This window comes from Alkalihalobacillus sp. FSL W8-0930, from assembly GCA_037965595.1.
Classification (GTDB): Bacteria; Bacillota; Bacilli; order Bacillales; family Bacillaceae_D; genus Alkalicoccobacillus.
Window position 1 is genome coordinate 3,458,056 of the sequence record CP150183.1, and the last position, 26,687, is coordinate 3,484,742.

Annotated in this window: 25 protein-coding genes; 9 read left to right on the forward strand and 16 right to left on the reverse strand. The window is 41.8% G+C overall.

Annotation, left to right across the window (positions count from 1 at the left end; translation table 11 throughout):
* The first annotated feature begins 14 nt into the window (after positions 1-14).
* Together NSQ54_18005 and NSQ54_18010 are read left to right on the forward strand one after the other, a co-directional pair.
* On the forward strand, positions 15-542 hold the full coding sequence (locus NSQ54_18005; protein ID WYP26199.1) for a hypothetical protein: 528 nt from the start codon (positions 15-17) through the stop codon (positions 540-542).
* A gap of 33 nt (positions 543-575) precedes the next feature.
* The gene (locus NSQ54_18010) at positions 576-2,135 is read left to right on the forward strand and encodes a flotillin family protein (GenBank protein ID WYP28587.1); all 1,560 of its coding nucleotides are present in this window, start codon (positions 576-578) and stop codon (positions 2,133-2,135) included.
* A 744-nt stretch (positions 2,136-2,879) separates the two neighbouring features.
* Here NSQ54_18010 and NSQ54_18015 read toward each other — a convergent pair.
* The 4 genes from NSQ54_18015 to NSQ54_18030 form a co-directional block, all read right to left on the reverse strand.
* The gene (locus tag NSQ54_18015) at positions 2,880-4,088 is read right to left on the reverse strand and encodes a class I SAM-dependent rRNA methyltransferase (protein WYP26200.1); all 1,209 of its coding nucleotides are present in this window, start codon (positions 4,086-4,088) and stop codon (positions 2,880-2,882) included.
* Positions 4,089-4,136: 48 nt separating this feature from the next.
* Positions 4,137-4,610: a GNAT family N-acetyltransferase gene (locus NSQ54_18020; GenBank protein ID WYP26201.1), complete on the reverse strand. Its 474-nt coding sequence runs from the start codon at positions 4,608-4,610 to the stop codon at positions 4,137-4,139.
* 142 nt (positions 4,611-4,752) lie between these two features.
* A complete protein-coding gene (aldA, locus tag NSQ54_18025; GenBank protein WYP26202.1) occupies positions 4,753-6,195 on the reverse strand; it encodes an aldehyde dehydrogenase in 1,443 nt (480 codons plus the stop codon).
* A gap of 17 nt (positions 6,196-6,212) precedes the next feature.
* Positions 6,213-6,491 (reverse strand): thiamine-binding protein, encoded by a 279-nt coding sequence (locus NSQ54_18030; protein ID WYP26203.1) that lies wholly within the window; start codon positions 6,489-6,491, stop codon positions 6,213-6,215.
* A 166-nt stretch (positions 6,492-6,657) separates the two neighbouring features.
* Between NSQ54_18030 and NSQ54_18035 the strand changes: the two genes are divergently transcribed.
* Entirely contained in the window at positions 6,658-6,957 is a 300-nt protein-coding gene (locus tag NSQ54_18035) for a DUF3817 domain-containing protein (protein WYP26204.1), read from the forward strand.
* Between the two features lie 90 nt (positions 6,958-7,047).
* On the opposite strand, the gene NSQ54_18040 is transcribed toward NSQ54_18035, so the two are convergent.
* Together NSQ54_18040 and NSQ54_18045 are read right to left on the reverse strand one after the other, a co-directional pair.
* Positions 7,048-7,986, reverse strand: coding sequence for a ring-cleaving dioxygenase (locus tag NSQ54_18040; protein ID WYP26205.1), 939 nt, complete (start codon positions 7,984-7,986; stop codon positions 7,048-7,050).
* A 157-nt stretch (positions 7,987-8,143) separates the two neighbouring features.
* Positions 8,144-8,596: a MarR family transcriptional regulator gene (locus NSQ54_18045; GenBank protein ID WYP26206.1), complete on the reverse strand. Its 453-nt coding sequence runs from the start codon at positions 8,594-8,596 to the stop codon at positions 8,144-8,146.
* A gap of 223 nt (positions 8,597-8,819) precedes the next feature.
* Between NSQ54_18045 and NSQ54_18050 the strand changes: the two genes are divergently transcribed.
* Positions 8,820-9,164, forward strand: a complete 345-nt coding sequence (locus NSQ54_18050) for a general stress protein (GenBank protein WYP26207.1) — start codon at positions 8,820-8,822, stop codon at positions 9,162-9,164.
* A 73-nt stretch (positions 9,165-9,237) separates the two neighbouring features.
* Here NSQ54_18050 and NSQ54_18055 read toward each other — a convergent pair whose 3' ends face one another.
* Positions 9,238-10,896 carry a bifunctional diguanylate cyclase/phosphodiesterase gene (locus NSQ54_18055; GenBank protein ID WYP26208.1) on the reverse strand — a complete coding sequence of 553 codons (1,659 nt, stop codon included), beginning with the start codon at positions 10,894-10,896 and terminating at the stop codon, positions 9,238-9,240.
* A 352-nt stretch (positions 10,897-11,248) separates the two neighbouring features.
* Between NSQ54_18055 and NSQ54_18060 the strand changes: the two genes are divergently transcribed.
* Positions 11,249-11,803 (forward strand): YpiB family protein, encoded by a 555-nt coding sequence (locus tag NSQ54_18060; protein WYP26209.1) that lies wholly within the window; start codon positions 11,249-11,251, stop codon positions 11,801-11,803.
* Here NSQ54_18060 and NSQ54_18065 read toward each other — a convergent pair.
* Complete coding sequence (locus NSQ54_18065; GenBank protein ID WYP26210.1) at positions 11,795-13,030, reverse strand: M20/M25/M40 family metallo-hydrolase; 1,236 nt, start codon at positions 13,028-13,030, stop codon at positions 11,795-11,797. The genes NSQ54_18060 and NSQ54_18065 overlap by 9 nt on opposite strands.
* 56 nt (positions 13,031-13,086) lie before the next feature.
* Positions 13,087-13,452 carry a hypothetical protein gene (locus NSQ54_18070; protein WYP26211.1) on the reverse strand — a complete coding sequence of 122 codons (366 nt, stop codon included), beginning with the start codon at positions 13,450-13,452 and terminating at the stop codon, positions 13,087-13,089.
* 296 nt (positions 13,453-13,748) lie between these two features.
* Between NSQ54_18070 and NSQ54_18075 the strand changes: the two genes are divergently transcribed.
* Genes NSQ54_18075 through NSQ54_18090 form a run of 4 tightly spaced genes read left to right on the forward strand, consistent with a single transcriptional unit; the run spans position 13,749 to position 17,209 of the window.
* On the forward strand, positions 13,749-14,675 hold the full coding sequence (locus NSQ54_18075; protein WYP26212.1) for a zinc ABC transporter substrate-binding protein: 927 nt from the start codon (positions 13,749-13,751) through the stop codon (positions 14,673-14,675).
* 2 nt (positions 14,676-14,677) lie between these two features.
* A complete protein-coding gene (locus NSQ54_18080; protein WYP26213.1) occupies positions 14,678-15,436 on the forward strand; it encodes a metal ABC transporter ATP-binding protein in 759 nt (252 codons plus the stop codon).
* Positions 15,414-16,310, forward strand: a complete 897-nt coding sequence (locus tag NSQ54_18085; GenBank protein ID WYP26214.1) for an iron chelate uptake ABC transporter family permease subunit — start codon at positions 15,414-15,416, stop codon at positions 16,308-16,310. Before NSQ54_18080 ends, NSQ54_18085 begins: the two co-directional genes overlap by 23 nt.
* Positions 16,307-17,209, forward strand: coding sequence for a metal ABC transporter permease (locus NSQ54_18090; GenBank protein WYP26215.1), 903 nt, complete (start codon positions 16,307-16,309; stop codon positions 17,207-17,209). Before NSQ54_18085 ends, NSQ54_18090 begins: the two co-directional genes overlap by 4 nt.
* Before the next feature lie 142 nt (positions 17,210-17,351).
* Here the strand turns inward: NSQ54_18090 and NSQ54_18095 are convergent, their stop codons facing one another.
* The 7 genes from NSQ54_18095 to NSQ54_18125 all read right to left on the reverse strand — a co-directional run bounded on the left by NSQ54_18095 (position 17,352) and on the right by NSQ54_18125 (position 26,430).
* Positions 17,352-17,849 carry a GNAT family N-acetyltransferase gene (locus tag NSQ54_18095; protein WYP26216.1) on the reverse strand — a complete coding sequence of 166 codons (498 nt, stop codon included), beginning with the start codon at positions 17,847-17,849 and terminating at the stop codon, positions 17,352-17,354.
* Positions 17,850-17,863: 14 nt separating this feature from the next.
* Positions 17,864-18,616, reverse strand: coding sequence for a Cof-type HAD-IIB family hydrolase (locus tag NSQ54_18100; GenBank protein WYP26217.1), 753 nt, complete (start codon positions 18,614-18,616; stop codon positions 17,864-17,866).
* A gap of 28 nt (positions 18,617-18,644) precedes the next feature.
* Positions 18,645-20,012 (reverse strand): dipeptidase, encoded by a 1,368-nt coding sequence (locus NSQ54_18105; GenBank protein ID WYP26218.1) that lies wholly within the window; start codon positions 20,010-20,012, stop codon positions 18,645-18,647.
* Positions 20,013-20,162: 150 nt separating this feature from the next.
* Entirely contained in the window at positions 20,163-21,836 is a 1,674-nt protein-coding gene (locus NSQ54_18110) for an SLC13 family permease (protein WYP26219.1), read from the reverse strand.
* Positions 21,837-21,947: 111 nt separating this feature from the next.
* Positions 21,948-22,661, reverse strand: coding sequence for a response regulator (locus NSQ54_18115; GenBank protein WYP26220.1), 714 nt, complete (start codon positions 22,659-22,661; stop codon positions 21,948-21,950).
* Positions 22,654-24,270, reverse strand: a complete 1,617-nt coding sequence (gene dcuS / locus NSQ54_18120; GenBank protein WYP26221.1) for a DcuS/MalK family sensor histidine kinase — start codon at positions 24,268-24,270, stop codon at positions 22,654-22,656. The genes NSQ54_18115 and dcuS overlap by 8 nt, the downstream gene beginning before the upstream one ends.
* Before the next feature lie 159 nt (positions 24,271-24,429).
* Positions 24,430-26,430 (reverse strand): methyl-accepting chemotaxis protein, encoded by a 2,001-nt coding sequence (locus NSQ54_18125; GenBank protein ID WYP26222.1) that lies wholly within the window; start codon positions 26,428-26,430, stop codon positions 24,430-24,432.
* Between the last annotated feature and the right edge of the window lie 257 nt (positions 26,431-26,687).

A 26,687-nucleotide genomic window follows, 5' to 3' on the forward strand; every position in this document is an offset into this window, starting at 1 on the left:
AAGGGGGGATTAGCATGGAGAACATTGAACAAATTTACTTATACGGGTTAATCGCAGGTGGTGTCTTAACACTCGTTTACATCTTAGTAAGCGACATCCTAGATGGCTTGTTCGAATTTATCCCAGACGGTTGGTTTAACCCTACTTTACTTCTTTCGTTTGTCACGTTTGTAAGTGCCGGTGGGTATCTTCTTGAAACGTTGACTTCGATCAATAGTGTCGTCATCTTGATTTTGTCAGCCCTTGTCTCATTGGTTCTTGTCTTACTACTTAACATTTTTGTTTTAATTCCATTATCTAACGCAGAAGAGTCAAATGCTTACACAGAAGATGACTTGATCGGCCGACCAGGGCATGTGATTGTCTCCATTCCTCAAGATGGATTTGGAGAAGTGATCCTCTATGATTCGGGAGGAAATGTCTCTAAAACGGCTAAATCCTTTGACGACGTGGAGATTGCATCTGGCACGGACATCTTTGTGATTGACATTAAAGAAGGCGTTGCGTACGTATCAGTCAAAGAGAAAGAGCTATTATTTTAATTTAACTTAGGAGGAATTTTATTGGATACTTTTATTAGTCCGACCATTATTGTTATTGCAGCAGCTGCTGCTATTGTTCTTGCATTAATCGGGGTATTTGTGACAAAGTACCGTACAGCAGGCCCAGATGAGGCGTTAATTGTTACAGGTAGTTATTTAGGTGGAAAAAACGTAAACATCGACGGATCTGGGAATCGTATTAAAATTGTTCGTGGTGGCGGTACGTTTGTTATGCCTGTTTTCCAACAAGCGAAACCTCTTAGTCTACTTTCTAGTAAACTAGATGTTCAAACACCTGAGGTCTACACAGAGCAAGGTGTACCCGTTATCGCTGACGGTACAGCGATTATTAAAATCGGTGGTTCCATTAGTGAAATCGCAACAGCTGCTGAGCAGTTCCTAGGAAAAACGCGTGAAGATCGTGAAACGGAAGCAAAAGAAGTTTTAGAAGGTCATTTACGTTCAATCTTAGGTTCAATGACTGTAGAAGAAATCTACAAAAACAGAGAGCGCTTCTCACAGGAAGTACAAAAAGTTGCTTCACAGGATCTCGCAAAAATGGGATTAGTGATTGTTTCATTTACGATTAAAGATCTTAGAGATACAAATGGATACTTAGAATCATTAGGGAAGCCAAGAATCGCCCAAGTCAAACGTGATGCCGATATCGCAACGGCTGACGCTATAATGGAAACACGTATTAAGCAAGCGGAAGCAAATAAGCTAGCCCAGCGTTCTGAGCTTGAGCGTGCAACGGAAATTGCCGAAGCCGAAAAAGACAACCAACTAAAAGTGGCTGAATATCGTACGGAGCAAGAAAAAGCGAAAGCCCTTGCTGACCAATCTTACCACTTACAAGAAGCACGCTCGAAGCAAGAAGTAACCGAGCAGCAAATGCAAATTCAAATCATTGAGCGTCAAAAGCAAATTGAACTAGAAGAGAAAGAGATTCTAAGACGTGAGCGTCAGTATGATTCAGAAGTGAAGAAAAAAGCCGATGCCGATCGTTATTCGGTTGAGCAAGCTGCAGAGGCTGCGAAAAGTAAGCAATTAGCTGAAGCCGATGCAGATAAGTACCGTGTTGAAGCGATGGCAAAAGCCGACGCTGAAAAAGTTCGTGTAGATGGTTTAGCGCGTGCGGAAGCAGATCGTGCACAAGGGGAAGCGGAAGCCGAGGTTATTCGTCTGAAAGGTCTTGCCGAAGCCGAAGCGAAAGAAAAAATTGCAGAAGCCTTCGAAGGATACGGTCAGGCTGCTATGCTTGATATGATCGTAAACATGCTTCCTGATTATGCGAAACAAGTGGCAGCTCCACTTTCTAACATTGATCAAATTACAGTTGTAGACACGGGTGGCAATGGCGAAAACAGTGGTGCCAACAAAGTCACTGGATACGCTACAGACTTGATGAGTACACTACAACATTCCTTAAAAGCTTCTTCTGGCATTGATATGAAAGAGCTAATTGAGAACTTCTCAGGCAAAGGAAATGTGCGCTCTTCTATTGAAGAACTAACAAACGAAGTCAAACGCTCAAAGCCGAGCGAAGAGACAGAAGCACAAACGAGTGAAGATGTAACTGAAGAGAAATAAAAATGCAGTAGAGCGAGCATCTTGGATGATGTTCGCTCTTTTTTGGTATGTGGAGTGGTAGAATGTCGCTACCGTGATGGCCGGCAAGTCTCGCCGGGAGGGCGGTGAACTAATCCTGGCTGCGCCAAGGATCATTTCACCCCTGCCCTTTTCTCCCTCAGGAGTCGGCCTGCCATCTCGTCCGCTTGAACTCGTGCTAAAGCTTTTTATTGCTAACCCGTTCCTTAAAGACGAGTGACTTCTATTGATAAATTAGCTTAGTAAGTTGCTAGCGGGTAATTATGCGCTCTTTTTGATGTGTAGTGGAATAACCTCGCTACCGAGATGGCTGGCAAGTCTCGCCGGGAGGGCGGTGAACTAATCTTGGCTGCGCCAAGGCTCATTTCACCCCTGCCCTTTTCTCCCTTAGGAGTCGGCCTGCCATCTCGTCCGCTTGGATTTGCTCATCTAACTTTTTGATCTGTTATTTCGTTGAGTTGTATTAATGAAATTTAAAACCTGTCTTGGCCTTTTGATTAAGTTTAACAATGTAATTAGATCACTTCCACAACCCTAGCGGACGGAATGGCCGACCGACTCCTGTGGGGTGCAAAGGCGAGATTGAAATAACACTGGCGTTAGCCAGTTTAGTTCAATGCCCCCCGGCGAGACTTGTCGGCCATTCAGGGAGCGGCATTCTACCACACACCTTTCCTCTTCACACGAAAAAGGCGAACATCCAAAGTGTCCGCCTTTTTCGTGTTATTAATCCTCCCGCTGGATAAACAACACCTTCAAATAGTTACTTTCCTTATACTGATTTAGATACGGATAATCCACTGGCACTGTAAATTCTTCGAGGATCGTGTAACTGACCTTTTGGCTTTTGAATGCCTGCTCCACAAACGTTTTAAACTTACGCATACCGAGTACACTGTTATTCGTTGACGCCACAATGACCCCGTTTTCCTCTGTGATCGCAATCGCTTGACTGAGCAATGATGGATAGTCCTTTGCCACGCTGAACGTCTGCTTTTTTGATCTAGCAAAGCTCGGTGGATCTAGCACAACTAAATCAAACGCAAGGCTCTTCTTTTGTGCGTACTTAAAATAATCAAAGACATCCATCACATGAATGCGCTGCTCTTCCGGGTCCACTTCGTTCATCTGAAACTGCTCAATCGTCCGCTCTTTACTTCTAGAAGCCAGATCAACACTTGTTGTCTCAATTGCCCCTCCCGTTGCAGCAGCTACCGAGAACGCACCCGTATAAGAAAATGTGTTAAGCACGGTTTTTCCCTTTGCATAATGCTCGTGGATTCGCTTCCGCACTTCACGTTGATCTAAGAAAATACCTGTCATCGGTCCATCGTTTAAATAAACCGCATAGCTGATTCCATTTTCTACGATCGCTAGTGGTTCTGGCGCTTCTTCCCCACTGACAAAGTCATCGTCTTCTACATACGTTCCTTTATTAGCAAAACGCTTTTTCTCGTAGATTCCGACAAATGGATACGTACGCTCTACAGCCTCCATCACCCATTCCTTCATGGAATAAATGCCTTCGCTGTAATACGTAATCACACCAAATTCAGCGTAAAAGTCGATCGTGATCCCACCAATACCGTCTCCTTCTCCATTAAAAAGACGAAAGGCATTAGTTTTCTCATCTGCAAAAAGCTGTCCACGTTTGGCCACTGCTTTTTGAATCCGTTGCATAAAAAGAGATGCATTAATCTCTTCTTGTTTTTTTGTGCTTAAGACCCATCCGCGTCCTTTATTTTGCTGTCCGTAGTAGCCTTTCGCGACAAACTCTCCACGTTCATCCTCAATCGTGAGAAGGTCTCCTTCTTGCAATGGCTCTTCGGACTGATCAACCAGTTCTTGTTCAATTAATGGGAAGCCTTTTTTATACAAAGCCGCTAACCGACTGTCTGCTTGAAGTGTTACATTTAATCTATCCAAGGTACTCATCCTATCCTTCTCCAACGTTTAAAACCAATTATAACACGAGCAACAAGGCTACAACGTAAATGACTGAATCGTGCGCTTCTCATGATCCTCTAATTGCTCGTAATCTCCGTTTGTATACTCGTCAATGACACGATTCCAAAATGCTTGAGCGGGTTTGTTTTCTTTTAATTGAGCGACAACCCAGTTGCCGTGCCAGCGTTTAAATATGTCAAAGGCTGCTTTTTTACCTACACCTTTTCGTTTGTATGGTTTCAATACAAAGAATTCATTTACTGAATTAGGCGATGAATCAGGTGTGGCTTCAATCAGAACAAAACCAGCCAGCTGATCATCCACTTTAATAAACAATGGATGAAGATGTGGCTCAATCCAGTAGCCATCTAATTTAAATGGCTCAAATCGACCGTCCTCTTCAAGCCTTATATCATGTAAGTATTCGCTAAATTCGTAAATATAATATTGCATAAGATTATGCAGGATAGGAGCCTCCTCTTGCTTAACCGGTACAATCTGTACATCCACAGGAAAATCCTCCTCTTATTCGGCTCATCATCTACATTCTTTTATTATGCAGAATATCCCTTTAAAAAAACAAGGATTAATACATTTTTATCCCATTAAAAAGTGCCTGTGATTCATGGATTCACAGGCACTCACGTTCAGTTTAGTCTTGTTTAAATTGCATGTATACCGTGTGTGTAACAAGGAAGTCACCTATACCATGCTTTCCATCTGTTCCGCCTAGTCCCGATTGGCGTAACCCTGCATGATATCCCTGAATGGCTTCAAAGTTCTCACGATTTACAAAGGTTTCTCCATACAATAGCTCATCCGCAGCACGCATCGCTTCGTGGACATTTTCCGTATAGATAGAAGAGGATAAACCATACTTGGAATCATTTGCCCATTCAATTGCTTGATCAAAGGATTGATATGTCATGATTGGAAGGACGGGTCCAAAGATCTCTTCCTGGATGATTTCTGAGTCCTGCTGAACATTCATAAGTAAAGTTGGTTCGTAAAAGAATCCTTTATCTGATTCGGCAGGCTGGCCTCCGGTTAAAAGCTCTGCTCCCGATTCGAGTGCACGTTGAACCATGTCATGTACGCCTTCAAGGTGGTCTTTACTAATCAACGGACCGATATCTGCCTTTTTGTTCTCGAGTGGATTGCCGTATGTTTTTTCGTTAAACGCTTTTTTCAGCTTTTCAATAAACTCTTCTGACACATCCTCATGAACATAGACACGCTCAGCATTGGTACAAGCCTGACCATTGTTTGTTAGGCGTGATTCAGTAATGCTTTCAACAGCGAGATCAATGTCTGCATGCTTTGTGACAATGGCAGGTGCTTTTCCACCCAGTTCAAGGTTTACTTTTGTCATATTTTGAGCAGCCGCTTCCATTACTTTTGTACCTGCTCCAACGCTTCCAGTCATTGTAACCATCGCCACCTTAGGATGACTAGCTAGCACGTTTCCAACAGATGAACCTTTTCCTGTGACAAGGTTATAAACCCCTGCAGGCAACTCTGATTCATCAACAAGCTTCGTGAATGCAACAGCTGTATTTGGCGTTTGTTGACTTGGTTTAAGAACAATTGTACATCCGGTAATTAAGGCCGTTGCTACCTTTCTGGCCAGAATAAATACCGGGAAGTTCCAAGGGACAATCCCCCCGACCACTCCAATCGGCTTACGTTGCATGTAGATTTGTTCATTTGGACGATCACTAGGAACGATTTCACCTTCAATACGTCTAGCCCACTCAGACATATAATAAAAATAGTCTATGGCTGTTTGTACTTCACCATTGGCAAGCTCGTAATCTTTTCCTTGTTCTTCAATTAGAAGTTCAACAAAATGCTGTTTATTTGCTTCAAGGCGCTGACCAAGATCTCGTACAAGCTTGCCTCGTTCAACCTGTGTTTTTTTCGCCCAAGCTTTTTGCGCTTCATAAGCGGCTTCAATGGCTTGATTGGTTTCCTCTTCAGTCGCATTCGCGATTTTTGAAATGACCTCTTCTGTAGATGGATTCACCACCTCAATGATTTCATCTGATTTTGATTTCATGTACGATCCATTAATATATAATTGGTGAATATCCATCCAAATCACTCCTATCCCTATTCTTCTTTATCTAATAGTGACACGCCACTTGGTCTATAATGAATTTTCACCGTTGAATGAACTTCACTAGCTCCAAGCGCAATGCTTTTTTCTTGTGCTGTTTTAATAACTTCGAATACCGAGTCTAGTTCACCTTCAATGACAGTCTCCATCGGACCTACTTTATAAGGTAATCCAGAATCCTTTATCACTTGTACAATCTCCGTAAGATCACCATGAGTCCCGTCATCCTTGCCATTCGGTAAGATTTGAATGCCTGCCGTTACTGTAGACAACATCATCACTCCTTGATAGTAGATTGTAGAGAATGTGTACCCTTTGAATCTTTGGACAAACCTTTTAGTTGTTCTTTCACAAAAAATTCATGAGCCAGGACGTATTCTTGTCCGGTAGAGTAGTACAATAGAAGATATAGGCATTTTATAAAGGAGGACTTTACACATGAAGGACCCCATTAAACAATTTAAAGTAATCGGTTATTTAGAAGGAATGTCATTTTTACTATTGCTTGGCCTAGCTATGCCCCTTAAATACGGACTCGGAATGGATATGGCTGTAACAATTGTTGGATCTGCACATGGCGCTTTGTTTGTGTTATACATTGCAGCTATTTTCTATATGATGGTGCGTGTTAGATGGTCACTATTCACAGCATTACTCGCGTTTATCGCATCGATTGTTCCATTTGGACCTTTCATCTTTGATGCTAAGGTATTAAAGCAACAGGAAACGACTGTTTAAATTTACTCATGTGGGTAACGTAAAATAGTGGGTACGATCAACGTTAATGATCGTACCCACTATTTTTAGTTCCATTCTTCACTAAATAGGTTAGTCTAGGCTTCTTACTTCAAACGGTAATACAAGAGATTCAATCTTCTTACGGCTCTCCTCGTATTGTGCCGGAAGCATTAAATGACTTCCCATTGTTTCTTGTGACTCGTCATGAGCAAACCCTGGAGGATCTGTTGCAATCTCAAAGAGAATCCCTCCATATTCTTTAAAGTAAATAGCATTAAAATAATTTCGATCTTGAACCGGAGTTACACGTAAGCCTGATTGTTCAACATGTGCCTTCCAATCAAGCTGATCTGTGTCATCTTTCGCTCTCCATGCGATGTGGTGAACAGTCCCTACACCCATTGATCCATTTCCAGTAGTTGATGTTTTTAAATCAATTACATTACCGATATCTGAACTTGAATGAAAACGAATGTAGTCTCCGGATTCCGCCACTTTCTCCAGCCCCATCGTTTGCCTAAGAACGGTAGCCGTTTCTTTTGGAGAAGCTGAGAATAGAGTTGCCCCACCAAATCCTTTAATAGCAACCTCAGGTCTCACCTCACCAAATTCCCAAGTATTTAACTCTCCTTCTTCTCTTTCTACGATCTCTAAATGCAGACCGTGCGGGTCATCAAACGTAAGATATGTTTCTCCAAAACGTTCTGATTTAATAAAAGGAATATTGAATTTCTCTAATCTATTTATCCAGAATTCCATTGCACCAACTGGAACAACATATGAGGTTACTCCAACCTGACCATCACCAATTACACCTTTATACGCATTGGCCCACGGGAAGAAAGTAATAATCGTACCAGGTTTTCCACCTTCATCTCCGAAGTACAAATGATACGTTCCAGGGTCATCAAAGTTTACAGTTTTTTTAACTAAACGTAAGCCCAGTACTCCTGCATAGAAGTCTACGTTTTCTTGAGGGTGTCCAACAATTGCCGTAAGATGATGAATTCCCATTGTTTTCTTGGTCATTTGAATCACTCCTAATTTTATTTGATTGTCTGATATGACTATCCCTAATGGTTCCCCGCTTGTTCTTTTCTCTTCACTGAGTCTGTCGTATCTGCCTATTTCTATACACATTTGTTTCGAATAAATATATTACGAATTCGAGATATAGGATAAAAAATTAGGCCTCTGCGTGATAACCTAGTTTTTTTAATTGCTCAATTAATGATTGTTTTTCATCCTTGCTGAGTCCTCCACAAATATTGTTTATGGCTTCTCGGTGCTTTGGAAACACTTCATCCATAAATTGTGTTCCTTTTTCCGTTATCACCGCATAAGTGGACCGGCGATCTTCTGGCGATGGCATTCTTTTAAGTAGTTCCTTCTTTTCTAGTTTATCTACAACGTACGTAATACTGCTACTAGCAATCAGCACTTTTTCACCAATCTTTTGAATTGGTTGATCCCCTTTGTTATAGACTAACTCAAGTACAGCAAATTCAGTTGGATTCAATCCCATTCCTTTGATATCTTCTTCAACTTTCTTTTTTACTGATTGGATTGCTCTTGTTAAAACTACGAAGAGCTTTAATGACAAATCCTCATCATGTTTATTTACTGATTCTTTATTCATAAATACTCCTCTTTAGTATATCTTTAATTCGAGATAAATATACCTCGATCTCATTTTGTTGTCAAGTGATTTAAGCAAGGTTCGCTTAACTCTTTTTATCTGCTCAATGTTTAGTTTCAAAAACAATCCATAAGCTTTCGTCATTTTTACACCATAAAACCACAATTTGAATGTTTTAATGGTGGTCCACCGGGTACACATACAGTACAGGAGGCGATACATTATGAAACCAGTTTATAAAGAATTTAAAAATGACGAAGAAGTAGTAAGTGCAGTGAATTCTCTTAAAACACAAGGTGTTCATGAGGACAACATTTATGTAATCACTCATGACGATGACCGTACAAACCGCGTTGCTGACAACGCAGATGCTAATACGGTTGGTGTAAGTGAGACTGGATTAGGTACGTCTATCAAAAACGTGTTCCGTAAAAAAGGTGATGAGCTTCGCGCGAAGTTCGAAGAACTAGGCTTCAGCCATGAAGAAGCAGGGTTACTTGAAGACAAGCTTGACCAAGGGAAAATTATTCTTGCTATCAAAGATGCTCCAGAAACTGTAACAATCTAAGATTTCCCCCTTGAAATCCATAGAATAAAATAAGCCTGCGAGGAATCATTCTCGCAGGCTTATTTCTTTTTCTTTACTGTACAAAGCTAGCCATTTCTTCTCTAATTGAAGCAGTGACCCCAGCAAGAGATTCAATCGGTACCGGTTTGCTAAAATAGAAACCTTGTATTTCATCACAATTCATCTTTTGTAGCATATCAACCTGTTCTTCGGTTTCAACACCTTCTGCTGTCACCGTCATTCCGAGCTTCTGAGCAAGCGCAATAATTGACGTTACAATATGATAGTCTTTTGAACCCGTGGTTACGTTTTGAATAAATACTTTATCAATCTTTATTTTATTTGCTGGCAGAAGGCGCAAATAATTGAGTGATGCATGGCTCACACCAAAGTCATCAATCGCAATTTGAAAGCCAGCCTGGCGTAACCGTTTCAATTTATCGATTGTCGCTGCTTCATTTTTTAAAATGGAATGCTCCGTAATTTCAAGCGCAATATGACGAGGGTCTACATTATGTTTTTTTGTTGTATGTAAAAGTAGAGCCTCTAGTCGATCGGATTCAAGTGTTTTTGTAGAAAGATTAACAGACACTCTTATTTCGTCCCGATGAATGGACCGTATCTGTTGGCAGACACGGTCAACAACCCACTCATCAATCATTTCAATTAATCCACACTCTTCAGCGACCAAAATAAATTGGTCAGGAGAGATGAATCCAAGCTTTGGACTCACCCAACGAATAAGTGCCTCATAATGAATGACCTGAGAAGATAATTGAATGATTGGCTGATAATATAATGTGAACTCTTGATTTTCAATCGCACTTTTCAGCTCACGTTCAAGCATATTTCGGTCAAGCTCATTACCTGTTCGATTAGAGCATTCATCAAAGTGTTTGACCTTATTGCCACCCAGCTGTTTCGCTTCAAACATCGCACGATAGGCCTGCATAATAAATTGATCCACAGTATCCGACGAATTTGCTGCTGTAGCCATCCCCATGCTGGCTGTCACATAAATCTCTAGTTCATTCATCTTGAACGGTGCGGACAAACTTGATTGTAGGTTAGTGGCACAATCAAAAGATGCCTCACGGTCTACGAGAATGATTAATTCATCGCCTGTTACTCGAGACATCATTGAATACTCGGGCAGGATCAATTTTAGACGAGCAGCGATATCAATCACCATCTGTTCAATGCGTGCGTGCCCAATTCGATCAATAATTGTACTAAACTGATCTATGTTTATATAAATGAGAGATAACGATTGGTTGTCTTGTAAATCTTTTAGCTTCTGTTGGACGGATTCTCTAAAATAATCAAAACTGGGTAAACCTGATCTTGCCTCAAATGTTTCTTCTCTTATACTTACTAATCGTTTTGAATAAACGAGTATATATGGATGTTCTTGATCTTTGAGAGGTAGTGGAACACACATCATTCGTTCAAAATCAGCAGCATTCAGACGCTCAGTATATTGTAGGGCCTTTTGCTCTTCCACAGTCCTCATTAGTAACGAAGTAATCTTCTGTGTGCGATAACTTGGAATCACATCCTCCACGTACTTCCCAATTGATTCTTCTGTTAGATAAGTAGATTCATTCTCGTTGACACTAATGTATTCATATTGAAACCGACCACCCACATACTTCAGTATATACACGGAATCATATGCATTTTGTAGTGCATCGACTAGTTTTTCTAATTGAATATTAGCTTGTATAGTCAAGGTCGATTACTGACTCCTTTCTTCTGCGCCCACAGAAGTCCCTACCTATATATCGTAAAATCACGTTGAATTTTAAAGTTTTTCGTTCCAATGAAATGAATTATTTCCTTTTTTGAGTACCATTAAATTCACTCTGTTTTTTCTTACGATCCCTTAGTATCTTACGTACAACTGGATAAAGGACAGGTCCCCATCTTAGTGCAAGTCTTATAATTCTTGGCATGCTCCCACCTACCTTCTTCTTTGTAGGGTTTCGTATTCCCCTAATAAGGAAAATAGAAACATAATCAAACGATTTGAGGTATGATTAAAAGAAACATACTCGTAATCTTGAAAATTGGTAGGTGATCACATGAATAGATGGGTGTCTACGTCAGAGAAAGCCGCATTCTTACATTGGTTCCTTAAGAACCACCGATTAAAAAGCAGAGAAGCCAAAACTATACTTGATTATTTAGTTAATCATTTACATGTTCTTGAACATATCACGTTTACATCTACACTACCTGCAAATGGAAAAACCATTGTCATTTCCAGTATGCAATCCGATGAGCCTGGCTTTGTCTATTATGATCAAGCTAAAAAAAGCGAAGACCCTTCAAAAGTACTTGGAGAATTTATGGCTCATCCTACAACCAAACGTTATTTGATGATTCATTTTTATGGAAGTCACATCCACACTTCCTACCAGCAGCTTATTCAAACTCCCATCAAGGAACAATTTCAAAACTACAAACGATTTAAGGGATACGAACAGGTCACACAAAAAGTACTTGAAAACGTTCAAAAGCAAACAGACAGAGCGACCCTGCTTTCTCAAATTGATCAGGCGCTTGATGAACGGAACGAAGCAAAATTTAAAGAGTTGACTCTACAATTAAAAGAGATGGACCAATCATCAAACTGATTGGTTCATCCGATTAATAGATTCTAGAGCATGTGTGAGGAGCAATGGGGCCACTTTTGTAGAGTATGAAAGCTGTAACCGTTCTGAACGTTTATGTGCGTCCTTCCCAAATGGGCCAATATTCAGTGTGGGCACATCTAATTCGTTGATTTGTTTTAGAGGAAGGTCATAACCATTCTTGTATAAAGGCATGTGGCGTAAAAGCGACTGATATGCCTGCGTGTCTCCACTGTTTTTGCAGTAGCTTACGTCAGATAGACCTGGAAAAAATGTCTTGATCGCAATCGTCTCTTCAAACTCCTCTTGCGCAAATGTAGCCAGTCGCTCAACCATTTGGACAAGCTCTGCATCTTTGGTCAAATCTAAGCTTACATGAGGGTAATAAGGCGGTTGGAGCATCACTAAATAAAATGGTGCCAGGTCAAGAAAATAAGTTGAGAGATTGCGAGCAATGGCAAGTGTTGCCTCAGAATAATCTTCTGTATCCTTCTGTTCTAGCAGAATCGTTTGATACATTCGGTCAAACTCCTGACCGTATTTACGTATACCCATTTGGTACATTTCTTCTAATGTGAACACCTTAGGTTCTGGCGTTCCACCCTCTAGATCGGTTGACACATGTGTTTGGATTGAACGAAGGTGCAAAAGACGTTGATAGATTTGTACGCTTGAATGCTTGCAAGCTTCAACCATTTTCTCCATCACTTCTTCGGGCTGTGTAGATAATGTTAGTACGTTATAAAGTAAATATGCCTCGTTTGGTGTCTGCACATCATAACTGTCCTTTAAGTCACGAATTCTAAGACACGTTGGTGATGGTGATTTTTCGCCTAGTGCCTGATCGGCAAAAACCTCTGACCACTCCATTTCAACTGCCAGTTGAGCTGCCATCACTGATGCATTAATCCCCTCAAGCGGTTGACCCACATGCGTTTCTCTGCCTAGACAATAGATAAAGGGTAAAAGTTTACCTGTTGAACCTGTGTAAACATACTTTTGATAATCATTTGGATAGGCTGAGAAGTTGGGCTCACTGCAAATACATGCATCAAATTCCCATCCCTTTTGTTTCATTTGATAAAGTTCGCCTACTGCCGCAAACATTCCCTTTGATAGCTTTTCTTCATCCGGCACAGCTACAAGTACAAGGTTTTGGGTGATTCCCTTCGCCTCACTTAAATCCTGAAGAACTGAAAGCTGCATCGCAAGTCCTGCCTTCATATCCATTGTGCCCCGACCAAATAAATAATCACCAGAATGAAGATCTTCCTTTGCATCGGCATTTAAGTACCCTTCTTGCTCGTTTTTGATCGCTTGTTCCAGTTGGCAAACGACTTATACTGACCAAAATCGTCTACACCTACAACATCAAAGTGACTTAATAAAAGGGTGGCGTGATGTGATTCCGGATTTCCCTCCATTAACGCAATGACCGCTTCACGTTTTTGTGGATCTCCTGGAATTGGCACCTTCACAATTTGTTCAGGGTGCTCTTTGAAATAGTCCAAGCGCTTGAGGATCTTCACAATGACATCAGCCATCTCGCGTTCGCCTTCTGTACCTGAAATACTTGGCTGGTTCACGAGTTCAATCGTTAATTCTTTGATCCGTTCTGCATGCTTATAGTACTTCATTGTTTTGTGCCCCAAGCTATCTCCCCCTCATTTTTTCCCTATGCGTGGCAGGTTGTTATGACTCAACGTATGCACAATTCTTCGAGTTTGCTTCATCTAAATATAACTGTTTGTCCCATCATACCAAGATTGACGAAACGTGACGATTCATTTTCACAATTTTTATACAATTTATGTGAGGTTATCTTCTGTATCAAACACTCTTTGTTGACAAATTTGCAGTTGACTATTAAAGTTTACTTAACGCAACTTTTAGTCGCTTGTCATACTTTTTTAAACGAAGCAAGGTTTATGACAAAAGGAGATGTATGATGCAACCTAGAGGAAAATGGATCTACTATATAATATTTTTCATACTGGTCTTAACAGGCTGTCAGTCTAATGAGTTTAAAGATGATGACACCCTTTCTGTTGTCACAACAACTGCACAAATTGCCGACCCTCTGCGTATAATTGGGGGCGACCGCATTCATGTTGAGAGCCTAATGGGGACAGGGGTTGACCCTCACTTATACGAGGCTTCACAAGGAGATATTAGTAAACTGGAACAAGCAGATATCCTTTTTTATAACGGTATTCATCTTGAAGCGAATATGAGCGAGGTCTTTGAACATACCTCGGTTCCTACTCTTGCTTTTGGAAGTGCTGCAGATCCCAATGACTTACTTGAAGATCCGGCGTCAAAGGGCTCACCCGATCCTCATATCTGGTTTGATATCGATATTTGGGAAGAAGGGATTATCGCTGCAGTTGAAAAGTTAAAAGAACTTTCTCCTGATGATGCCGAGTATTTTGAAGCAAACAAACAAGAATACCTTTTAGAGTTAGAGGAATTAAAGTCGTATTCTAAGAATAAACTTGGCTCCATCGATAAAGAAAAACGTGTGCTGGTCACCGCACATGATGCCTTTCAATACTTTGCACGAATGAACGATCTTGAGGTCGTTGCACTGCAAGGATTAAGTACAGAATCAGAGATTGGTATTTCAGATGTTCAATCAACCGTTCAAACAATTGTTGATCAAGGTATCCCTTCCGTATTTGTTGAATCCAGCGTGAACAAAGCAGCCATTAAATCTGTTATAGAAGGCGTTAATCGAACAGGCCACGACGTTTCGCTTGGAGGAGAGCTTTATTCCGATGCGATGGGAGAAGAAGGCACAGAGTCAGGCACATATATAGGGATGTATCGCTATAATGTAGATACTATATACGATGCTCTTTCAGGAGGGACATAAGCATGTCGCATGTATTAGAAGTAGATAACGTAAGCGCCGCATATCGCAAAAACAAGGTGTTGGACCAGGTTTCATTTGCTGTGGAGCAGGGGACTTTAACTGGTATTGTTGGTCCAAATGGTGCTGGTAAATCAACCTTAATTAAAACCTTATTACAGCTCCACCCTTCTTTAGGTGGGAACGTTTCGTTTTTCGGACATTCATTAAAAGCCGAGAAAACACGAGTAGGCTATGTTCCACAAAGAGGGTCCGTTGATTGGGATTTCCCGACAAATGCTCTGGATGTTGTCATGATGGGTTTATATCAGAAAATTGGCTGGTTCAGATGGCCGGTGCGTCGTCACAAAGAGAAAGCCTTTGAAGCCTTAGACAAGGTTGGCATGGGTGCCTATGCGGAGAGACAAATTAGCCAGCTTTCTGGCGGACAGCAGCAACGAGTCTTTCTTGCTCGGGCGCTAATTCAAGAAGCGGATCTTTATTTTATGGATGAACCGTTTGCCGGGGTTGATGCGTCAACAGAGAAAGCGATTATGACGATTCTGAAGGAACTGAAGAACAATGGCAAAACGGTTCTTGTTGTTCACCACGATCTTCAGACCGTTCAAGACTATTTTGATCAGGTTCTTTTATTAAACAAATCCGTCATTGCTCACGGTCCAACACAGCAGGTGTTTAACGCGGAAACCATTGCGAATGCATATGGTGGTGCAGTTCGTTGGATGAAGGAGGGAATAAACAATGGCCATCCTTCTCTCCAGTAACTTTCAGTGGGTTCTACTAAGCACAACACTGCTTGGAATTGCTGCTGGGATGTTTGGGACATTGGCTTACTGGCGGAAACAAAGCTTAATGAGTGATGCTCTTTCACACGCGGCTCTTCCAGGTGTTGTGATTGCCTTTATGATTATGAATGAAAAGAACCTTCCATTTTTAATACTTGGTGCGGGTATAAGCGCCTTACTTGGTGCCTTTTTCATTCAGGCCATTAAAACCTCGACCCGCATTAAAGAAGATACCGCAATGGGTATGATTCTCTCTGTTTTCTTTGGTGGGGGCATTATGCTTTTAACCATCGCAAACCGTTCTGGTGGCGGAAACCAAAGCGGACTCGACAGCTTTATCTTTGGTCAGGCGGCCACTATGGTTCAATCGGACGTCTATATGATGGCTGGGCTTGCCGGGCTCGTCATTTTAATCATTATTGTTGCCTTTAAAGAGTGGAAGCTCTTTTTATTTGATCCCGATTTTGCAAAAGGTCTCGGCTATTCACTAAAAGGCTTAAATGCTGTTTATCTTGCTGTACTTGTTGTGACAATTGTAATCGGGATTCAAGCTGTAGGTGTCATCTTAATGGCAGCCCTCCTTATCATCCCTGCAGTGAGCGCAAGGTATTGGACCCATTCATTTAAAACGATGATGGGCTTATCGGCGGCTTTTGGAGGGATATCCGGTGCACTTGGTACCTTTATTAGTGCTCAAGGAGCAGGCTGGCCTACTGGACCTTTTATTGTTCTCGCAGCTTCATGCCTCTTTCTTGTGTCCCTTGTCATCGGAAAAGAAAAAGGTTTGTTGATCGAATGGCTGGAATATCGTTCTTTACGGCGTGAGAGCGAGCCTAAGGGAGGCAAAGCATGACATATGTAGCTTGGATACTTATTACCGCTTCTTTAGTTGGAATGTCGTGCGGGATGATTGGTGTATTCCTCGTCCTCCGACGGATGGCCATGATGGCAGATGCCATCAGTCATACGGTACTTCTTGGAATTGTGCTTGCCTTTATGATTACACACAGCCTAGAGGGTGTGCACATGCTCATTGGAGCCGCTCTTGCCGGACTGTTAACCACTTATCTTGTACAGTGGTTTCAATCAAAGGGTGTGCAATACGATGCTTCCATCGGAGTTGTTTTTACAAGTTTATTTGCCATCGGGGTCATACTTGTTTCAACAAGTATTGGTAATACACATCTCGATATTAAACACACGTTAATGGGAGAGATTGCATTCATCCCATGGAATACAGTTCCTCTACCGTTCATCGGTTTTGAAGTGCCTGTTGCAACCTTGACGTTATTCTGCGTGTTTCTGCTTGTGCTGGGGCTGATCCTGGCCTTTTATAAGGAATGGAAGCTCACTGCATTTGACCCGGCGCTTGCTGCAAGTCTCGGTCTGCCCGTAATTGGCCTTCATTACTTGTTCATGACACTTGTTTCGTTAACAACAGTGGCGTCCTTTGATGCGGTTGGAGCCATTCTGGTTGTTGCGATGTTAATTACACCGGCAGCTTCTGCTTACTTATGGACAGAGCGCTTGTCTGTCATGCTTTTGTTAAGCGCATTGTTTGGTGTTATTTCTTCAATAGCCGGGTATTACATTGCCGTTTGGCTGGATACCTCCGTATCAGGATCCATGGCTTTTTCCACTGGAATTGTGTTTGTGATTAGCTTTATCTTCTCCCCAACACATGGGGTCATCTCTAAGTGGATTCGACCACAGCCAGTGCAAAAGACTACGTTGAGCAAGAACACCAACTAAACAGAGGGCGGAATATAACATAAATGGTGCGACAAATTCGCTACAGGAGAATCCCTCCGCTTGTTTTAAATAAAATCACAAATGGCGAATGATTCTGCAATCGAATCATTCGCCATTTTCTAGTTGATTTTAAGTTTTTCAATTAGTTCGTTTCATCCACAGTAAGAAGCGTAGAATGAGTCATAATGATAAAGTCGGCATCTTGTGCTGGAAAAGAGGCCACACGGCGGAATCCGATCGACTCGTACAGCTTGATCGCCCGCTTATTAAACGTCGCAACAGACAGCCGCACGCCCGTATTAGGATACCTCTCTTTTAAAAAGGAAGCGATTTTCTGAAAAAAAGCATGTCCTTTTCCCTGTCCTGTTAGCTGTGGTGCCATCCCAAGTCCGATATCAATAAACCGCTCCACGTACATACCCGTTGCTCGACCTTCGGGCACTTGGGCAGAGGTACCAATACAAAAGATCCCGACAAGCTGCTCCCCGCATCGAATGGTATAATAAGGGTTCATCAAAAACTCCTGCATCGCTTCAGCCTGCGCTCGTATATTATAAAAGTCGTAGGGTGCCTCATATTTCCAGTGAATGACTTCCACTGCATCCTCAGGTGTAATATCTGCAATCACACCGTTCTCCATGTGAGTCACCTGCCTTATGAAAGTACCCACGTTCTGATGGCATGAGCCACTCCTGCTTCATCATTTGTCTTTGTTACCCAATCAGCTGTATCTTTTACAAGCGGTTGAGCATTGCCCATTGCCACACCGAGACCTGCCTCTTTGATCATCGCTAAATCATTTAAGCTATCACCAACAGCCATCACTTGATCCATTGTCAGTCCAAGAAACTCACATACTTTCTTAAGTCCTTGAGCTTTATTTACGCCTGCAGCGTTAATCTCAAGGTTTGAAGGGCTTGAGTTACTAATCTCAAGCTCAGGATGCGACTGAAGCTCTTTTAAAATGGTGAGCCTAGTGTCATCGTCCATCACGTCAAATCCAAATTTTAGCCATTCTGACTGGTGGATATCCTCAGGCATTTCGTTTCTCCATACTTTGTCCACTGATGTAGCCCAAGCATGTGTACCATGCTCGTTACGAAGGTCCCACATTTTCTGAACAAACTGGCTATCCAGCTTATTTCTTTCAACAAGGTTTAAATCACGATCCCAAATCTCGCTCCCGTTTACAGTAACAAGATACGATGTAAGCTTTAATGTTTCTGCGTGTTCACTCGTTGTCATTAATGAACGTCCTGTACTTAGAACAACATAGACACCTTTATCCTGTGCTTCTTTAATGGCTGCGATATTCTCTTCTGATAAAGTGTGCGAAGAGTTAAGTAAGGTTCCGTCAATATCTAATGCAACTAGTTTAATTTCTTTTTTCTCTGTCTGTATAGTCATGGTAATCTCCTATCTCTTGTGACGATGTTTATAATGAAAGTGTGTCCCAGAATGTTAGTAATGTTTCAATGCCCTTGTCATAATTCTCTAAATGGAAATGCTCATTCGGCGCATGGAAGTTCTCACTTGGCAATCCGAAGCCCATTAACAAGATCGGAATCGATAATACTTGGTCGAATGTTTCCACAACAGGGATCGATCCTCCCATCCGAGTAAACAGAGCTGGTTCACCGTACACCTTTTCGTATGAGTCGGTTGCCGTTTTAAAGGCAGGGTGATCCGTTGGTGCGAGAAACGGTTTTCCTTTATCAAAACGAGTGGTTTTTACAGTCACTCCAGGTGGAGTATGAGCCTCTAGATGTTTTTCAATCAGCTCTGAAATGGTATCTGGATCTTGTCCTGGTACAAGTCGGCAGGTGATTTTTGCATGAGCGAGAGATGGAATTACGGTTTTTACGCCTTCTCCTTGAAACCCTCCATAGATACCATTTATTTCTAGAGTGGGACGTACCCATGTATGTTCACGGGCTGTGTATCCCGCTTCTCCAAACAGTTCATTCACACCGAGTTCTGACTTAAGCTCTTCCTCGTAATTTCCAAGCTTCTTGTAGCCTTCTCGTTCTTCTTCAGTCGGCTCAATGACCCCATCATAGAAGCCTTCAACTTGAATTCTTCCCTCTTCGTCCCGCAGCGTACTCAGTAATTGAACAAGTGCATGAATGGAGTTTTGCACGGCTCCCCCGTACAATCCTGAATGCAAGTCGCCTTTTGCCCCTTTTACATCGACTTGGAGACTGCATAATCCACGCAATCCTGTGCAGACGGCAGGTTTTCCTTTACCGAGAATTGGTGTATCAGAGATCATTAGAATATCAGAGGCAAGTAAGTCTTCATGCTTTGATACAAAGGCATCTAGGCTCGGACTTCCGATTTCTTCTTCTCCCTCAATAAGGAATTTCACATTAAATGGTAGGGTCCCATTCACTTTAAGCATGGCTTCTACTGCTTTCACATGCATAAACGTTTGACCCTTATCATCACTTGCACCTCGTGCATAAAGCTTTTCATCATGGATAACTGGCTCAAAAGGAGGGCTGTCCCACAGCTCTACCGGATCAACCGGCTGTACATCGTAATGACCGTATACAAGAATGGTATGTGTGTTATCTGGATGACTCCACTCTCCGTACACTACTGGATGACCAGGTGTCTCCATCAGTTGAACGGTTGAAAGTCCTGCTTCCTTAAGAGATTCAACCATCCACTCCGCTGCTTTTCTAACGTCTGCCTTGTGATCCGACAACGCGCTAATACTTGGAATACGTAGAAATTCAATAAGCTGATCTAAATGCTGTTGACGATTGTCACGAATGTATTGGGATACTTGAGATACCATATAACCTCTTCCTTTCGTGGTTCATTATGTAGGTAAAATAAGTGTATCATAGCCTACCCTAAATGAAACGGGTGTTGCCTATAAATAAAAAAAGCATGTTAAATGGTCGAATTGCTTCCCACTTAACATGCATTCTCACTTTGTTTTGAGTTATCTAAAATTTTCAGGGAAGACAGATAAATCAATTCCCCACAATAGAGGCAGCAATAAGTAGACTGCTGCGATAATTAAAAACGTTGCAATGATATTCACGATAAATCCGACACGCACCATCTCAATAATTTTCAGCTTACCTGTACCAAATATAATTGCATTTGGTGGTGTTCCTACCGGCAGCATAAATGCACAGTTTGCAGCCATTGCACACGGAACCATCACGGCATATGGATGAATATTAATCGCAACTGCTAGCGCTGCAACAATCGGGAGAATCATTGTTGCTGTTGCAGTATTGGATGTGATTTCTGTTAAGGCCATAATCAGTAAGGTTGAAGCCAGGATGACAATAAAGATATGCATTCCATCTAATACTTGCAGCTGGTCCCCCATCCAATCAGAAAGCCCAGAGGATGTGAAGCCTGAAGCAATCGCAAGACCTCCTCCAAAGAGCAGGAGCACTCCCCATGGAATGTCTTTTGAGTCCTTCCATTCAAGGATACGCGTTCCAAACTTCTTTGAAGCCGGTAAAAGGAATAAAGCAGCCGTTGCTGCCATAGCAATGATTCCGTCTGTAAGATCCAGGTCTTCAAAGATATTTGTCCAAATCAGCTCTCTTGTAACCCACATAAAAGCTGTGACAACAAAGATAACCAAAACCGTTCCTTCTTCAAAGGACATCTTACCAAGAGCCTTCCGTTCTTTCGTAATCACTTCTTTTCCACCCGGTAATCCTTTAATGTTAATTTTAAAAGCAAATCTCCCTAAATAAATCCAAGTGAAAACAATTAAAAATGCAACAACGGGTGCAGCAAAAGCCATCCAAAGCGCAAATGAAAGCTCAACACCAAATAATTCTTTTACTTGTGCAGCAAGGATGATGTTTGGTGGGGTTCCTATTAATGTCCCTAATCCACCAATCGTTCCTGCGTACCCAATTCCAAAAATTAAGGCTTTTTCAAATTTAGGAAGTTCTTTTTCCTCAGGCTTGCCTTTTAATGCGCTCGCCACTTGTGCAGTAATCGCAAGTCCCATTGGGATCATCATCATAACCGCAGCTGTGTTTGAGACCCACATTGATAAAAATCCTGTGGCTACCATAAATCCAAGTAAAATTCGCTGCGTGCTTGTTCCGATTAACGAAATAATTAATAAGGCCAACCGTTTATGAAGATTCCACTTCTCCATCGCTGTCGCAATAAAAAAACCACCTAAGAATAAAAAGATAATATCATTTCCATAAGAGGACGCGACTGCCCCTGAATCAAGTGCACCTGTTAATGGCAGTAAAATAATTGGTAACAAGGACGTTGCCGGAATTGGCATGGCTTCGGTAATCCACCATGTAGCTACCCAAAGAGTCACTGCTAAGACGGCTTTCCCCTCAAATGAAAGTCCATCTGGTTGAAAGAAAAGAAGAGTCAGTAAAAAAAGAACAGGTCCGAGAATGAGTCCGACCAATTGGGGTGTTTTATAAGGTTTCTTTTCGTCAGGCTCTTTATTCGGATTTTGTTTAGGGGATTGTTGATCTGCTCCTTGATGAGCGTCCTGGTTCGTCCCCTTTCTGGCAGTTGAATCCTTGTGATAGGCAAATATATTCAGTAAACGTTTTGTTTGTCGGTGCGATTGCCACAAGCTTTGCCAAATTCCTTGCGTGAGAGTTTTCATTGTCAGATAACCTCCTACTGAAAGCGTTTACTGTATTCTGAATCAAATTCGTAAATGCGTCCACTAAAAGAAACTAATGATTAGGCTTATGAAACTTTTGAAAGCAGTGAGCTACTCTGATAACAGAGACATATAATACTCACTGCCTTTTTGACTTAGCTTAAATTGATTAAGCGGCCGACCCGTTCCTTCATACGATACTCTACTTTCAACCATCCCTTGTTCCTCTAGATAGCGAAGGTACTTTCTGAGAGAAACTCTAGAAATAGCAGAGGCTTCTGATAACTCAGCAGTAGAGAACCATCCACTTAGACAGTTAATTTCCTGAAAGATTTTTTTGTACGTAGCCTTTGTAATTCCTTTTGGCAATTCCTCTTGCTCTCCCGTAAGCTCATTGCTTCGATTTAGAAATAGTTGATCCACCTCATCTTGTTTTAATGCTTCTGCCTTCAGCTTGTTAGATTGATCGGCATATTGCAGTAATGCTTCTTTAAACCGATCAAAATCAAAGGGTTTCATTAAATAATCTACAGCTCCATAACGCAGTGCAGTTTGAATAGATGCCTGATCATTGGCAGAACTTACAACAATGACATCGATCTCCATGCGCTTAGCTCTAAGCTCTGATAACAAATCCAGACCGTTCTCATGATTCACATACAGGTCAAGCAGGATCAGTTGAACCTCTTGTTCTCCAATGATCTCCCAAGCTTTGGTCATTGTGCTTGCTGTTCCTGTTAACGTAAACCCAGGTATCTGCTCAAGATAGATCCTATTAAACTTTGCAACCATTGGGTCATCTTCAATGATTAAGACTTTAATCATGTTCTTCTCCTCGTATTGGCACAATGGCCTTTAATGTAACTCCCCCATCAACGTTTGCGGTGAGGGTTAACTCTCCATGTGCATCCTCTATATATGTACTCATTAAGTACAAGCCGTATCCTCTACCGGTTCCCTTTGTTGAAATCCCTTTTTCCATTAATTGATCTAGCCGTGATTGACTGGTTTGTCCCCCGTTATCTTTGACCTGCCAAAGGATCTGTTCGCCGTTACAATCAATCGTCAAATCAATGGTTGCATCATCCATGTCTTGCAGGGCTTCCATTGCATTATCCAGGCTATTCCCTATGACCGTAATCAACGCATTTAACTGAGTTGGATCTTTTATTGTTGGCCATGAGAACTCACCATCGAATTGAACCTTGATTCCTTGGTTCTTAACCATCTTTAGCTTGTTAAGGAGATAGCCAACTAGTACTGGGTCATTCACTTGCCTTGAAATCCAACCCACATCCTCTTGATAATAGGTTGAGATGGTTTGAATGTACGCTTGCAACTCTTCATATGACTCCGTATGAACCATGGCTGATACAACGTGCAGCTTATTCATAAATTCGTGAGTCTGTAACCGAAGGGCCTCTGCATAGGACTTCACTCCAGATAATTGGTCCAATGCAAGTGTAAGCTCTGTTTTGTCTTGAAACGTGACCATCGCTCCTAGTCTCTGGTCATTCAACTGAAGGGGGACCCGGTTTACGACAAGCTCAAGCTCTTTGAGAGATCGTTGTTTATTTCGTTGAATCTTTCCTGATTCGAGCACCTCATCCAGCTCAAATTCAGGTAAAACTGCGGCAATATCCTTATGTAAAACATGTTCTGTCTTACCGGCTTTTTGCAGAATTTTTGTGGCCGCCTCATTTTGTAGAATAATTTTACCATACGCATCCACTGCAATGATTCCTTCTTGAACGGAGGAGAGCATCGCTTCTCTTGTTTCAAGCAATTGGGCAATCTCCATTGGCTCAAGATTTTGCATGGATCGTTTAATTTTTCTTGCAAGTAAAACAGCGCCTACTAGACCGGCAATCAAGCCAGCGAACCCACCGATCCAGACCATAACCTGACTACGGTACACAGCCGATTTAATATGATCAGTTAATATCCCTACTACAACCACACCTATTTGTTCCCCTGTTTGTTCATTGTAAACAGGAATGAATGTGCGTAGTGATTCACCTAGTGTCCCCTCAGCAGTCGAAGAATAGGTTTCTCCTTCAAAGGCTCGTTCTTCGTCACTTCCTACAAATCGTTCTCCGACCTTTTCCGGTGTAGGATGAGTTAACCGAACACGATCCATATCGATCACGACAATATATTCTACATTTGTTTCACTTTGGACTTCCTCTGTATATTCTTGTAATCGTGCCTGTGTCTCTTCATTCTCTAGCCCGTCGATAACAACTGGTGATCTAGCGAATGAAGTAGCAATCGTCCATACCTTGTCCTCAAGCGCTGACCTTGTTGATTTCGCATTATCAATTGCAACAAGTATTCCAGCTAATGATAGCGCGAGTACTAGACCTGAACAGACAAGTAATACGATAACCGTTTGTAGCCGATAGTTACTTTTCTTTGGTTTTTTATATGTCATAAGTCTCTTTACTACCTTTCGTACGATAACCCTTCATCACACTATACCAAAGAAAATATTCAGATAATAGAGTTCAGGTAGAAAACAAAATGGAAAAGACGAATGCCCACTTTTATAAATGGAATCATTCGCCTTTTCCGTTGCATTCTTTCTATGTCTCTACCATTTAAATACTTGAACTAGCTTTTGAAGCTCCTCTGATAGAACAGATAGGTTTTCTGCCGAGCTTGCAATTTCCTCCATAGAAGCTAGTTGTTCCTCTGTTGAAGCAGAAACGGTTTGCATTTCCTGAGTGGTCTCCTCGGTACTCGCAGAAAGCTCCGTGAACACCTTGGCAAAATCCCTTGCCCCTGTTGAGACGTGATTTGCTTCTTTTGAAACGATTTGAATTTTTTCCACCATGCTACGCATTTGCTGATCGATACGTGCAAACGATTTGCCCGCTTGTTCTGCTACCTTGATTCCGTTATCTACCTCTGAACCACCCACCTGCATTGCAGCCGTTGCATGGTTTGCCTGTTTTTCAATCGAGACAATCATCCTGTGAATCTGTTCGCTTGCAGCTGCAGATTGCTCTGCAAGTTTTCGAACCTCCTCGGCAACAACTGCAAAGCCTTTTCCATGCTCTCCAGCTCTTGCTGCCTCAATGGATGCATTTAGTGCAAGTAGATTCGTTTGTTCTGCAATTTCTTTAATAAGTGATGTAACTTGATTGATTTCCTTTGAACTGTGAGCCAGCTCGCTAATACGCTCTGCCACCGTCACACTTGTTTCTTTAATAATGCTCATCTGATTCATACTTGATTTGACCGCCTGGCTGCCCGTGGCTACCACCTCTTGCACCTGATTTGCCGTCGAGTTAGCGGTTGTTGTTTCATCTGTAATTTGCAGGACAGATTGATAGAGTTGGTCCGCCTTTTTGGTACTTGTGTTCATCGATTCCGTTTGCTCATCAGACGCACTTACGACCTCTTGTACAGCTCTGGTGATCTGCTCAGTGGCTTGTGTATTCTGCTGTGAGCTGGCTAGTAACTGTTGGGACGCAGCTGCCACTTGAGTGGATTTGTCTAGCACACCTTCTAGCAACCCAAGAAAGGACACTCTCATTTGTTCAAACGACGCGTCAAGCTGACCAATTTCATCATGTCGCATCGCTTTCTTTTCCTTACTTGCACTCAGATCTCCGGTACCAATACGTGCAGCGGTCTTAGTGAGTCTTCGGATTGGTTGTACAATAGATAAGACCATTCCAGATGCCATGATTAAGCCCAAGACTAGTGTGATAACAATAACGGTAACGGTTGTCCACCAAATCGGATTTACAGCGTCATCGACTTCATCCATAAAAAACGTGCCGGCAAGCTTCCAGCCAGTTTGTTCATTTGTTAGAAAGCTCATATACTTTTCTTCAGACTCGTAAGCGTACGAGAACGATCCCTCTTCCGATTGATACATTTTTGCAAAGAAGTCTTCCTGAGCGACCGTCCCTAAATCATTGGTCGGATGAGAGATAAAGCTCTGACTACGATCCAAGAGAAACAAGTATCCACCTTTCCCCACTCGACTTGATTCAATCATCGATGTTAAGTGATCCAGCTCCAAATCAATAGCTACAACACCCGCTTCATTTTCTAGTGCTTTCGCAAGCGTTACCGACACTTTTTTTGTCGCAAGTGACATGTAGGGGGCTGATACGAAGATCTCTCCCTTAGACGCTTTAGCCTGCTGATACCATGAACGTTCTCTGACATCAAACGAGTCAGGATATTCAATAGAGGATGGCTGATGGACAAAGTTCCCATTATCCAACCCTATCAATACCTGTTCGACCTCATCTTGAGAAAGGCTGTATTGCTCTAGTAAGTTAGATACATCTCTCTCACTTGCTTCGTCATCTAATGAATCTTCAGCTAACGCATTAACGAGCATTTCTAAGTTCTGTGATTGTGAACGTATGTATTGATTAATCATTTCATCCATTTGTTCAATATTTTCCAGTGCATCCTCCATAATCATCGTTTCCGTATTATCTCGTGCACTATGATAGGAGAAATACCCAATAACTAATGGTGGAACAATAAGTATAAGAAGATATGAAATAACAAGCTTCATCCGTAGACTGAGGCCTTTTTTCTGTTGTTTTTTCTTTTTTGTTCGCATCCGACGCTCTCCTTTTCAAATTAAAGGCATACACTTGTTTTTATCGGATTCTTTTATAGAGATTTGAAGAAGAAGATGGAAAAAGAGGAGAGGAATATGAAGGGGACAAACAGAAAATGTAGAAGAATATTGTCTACCATAGATACTTCGCAATCACTCGATTATTGTTCTATAAACACACGAAAGGCAAATGATTCGCTTGGTCATTTGCCTTCCTTAATCAATTTTTAATTTCCCTCAGCCTATTTAGTTAATCG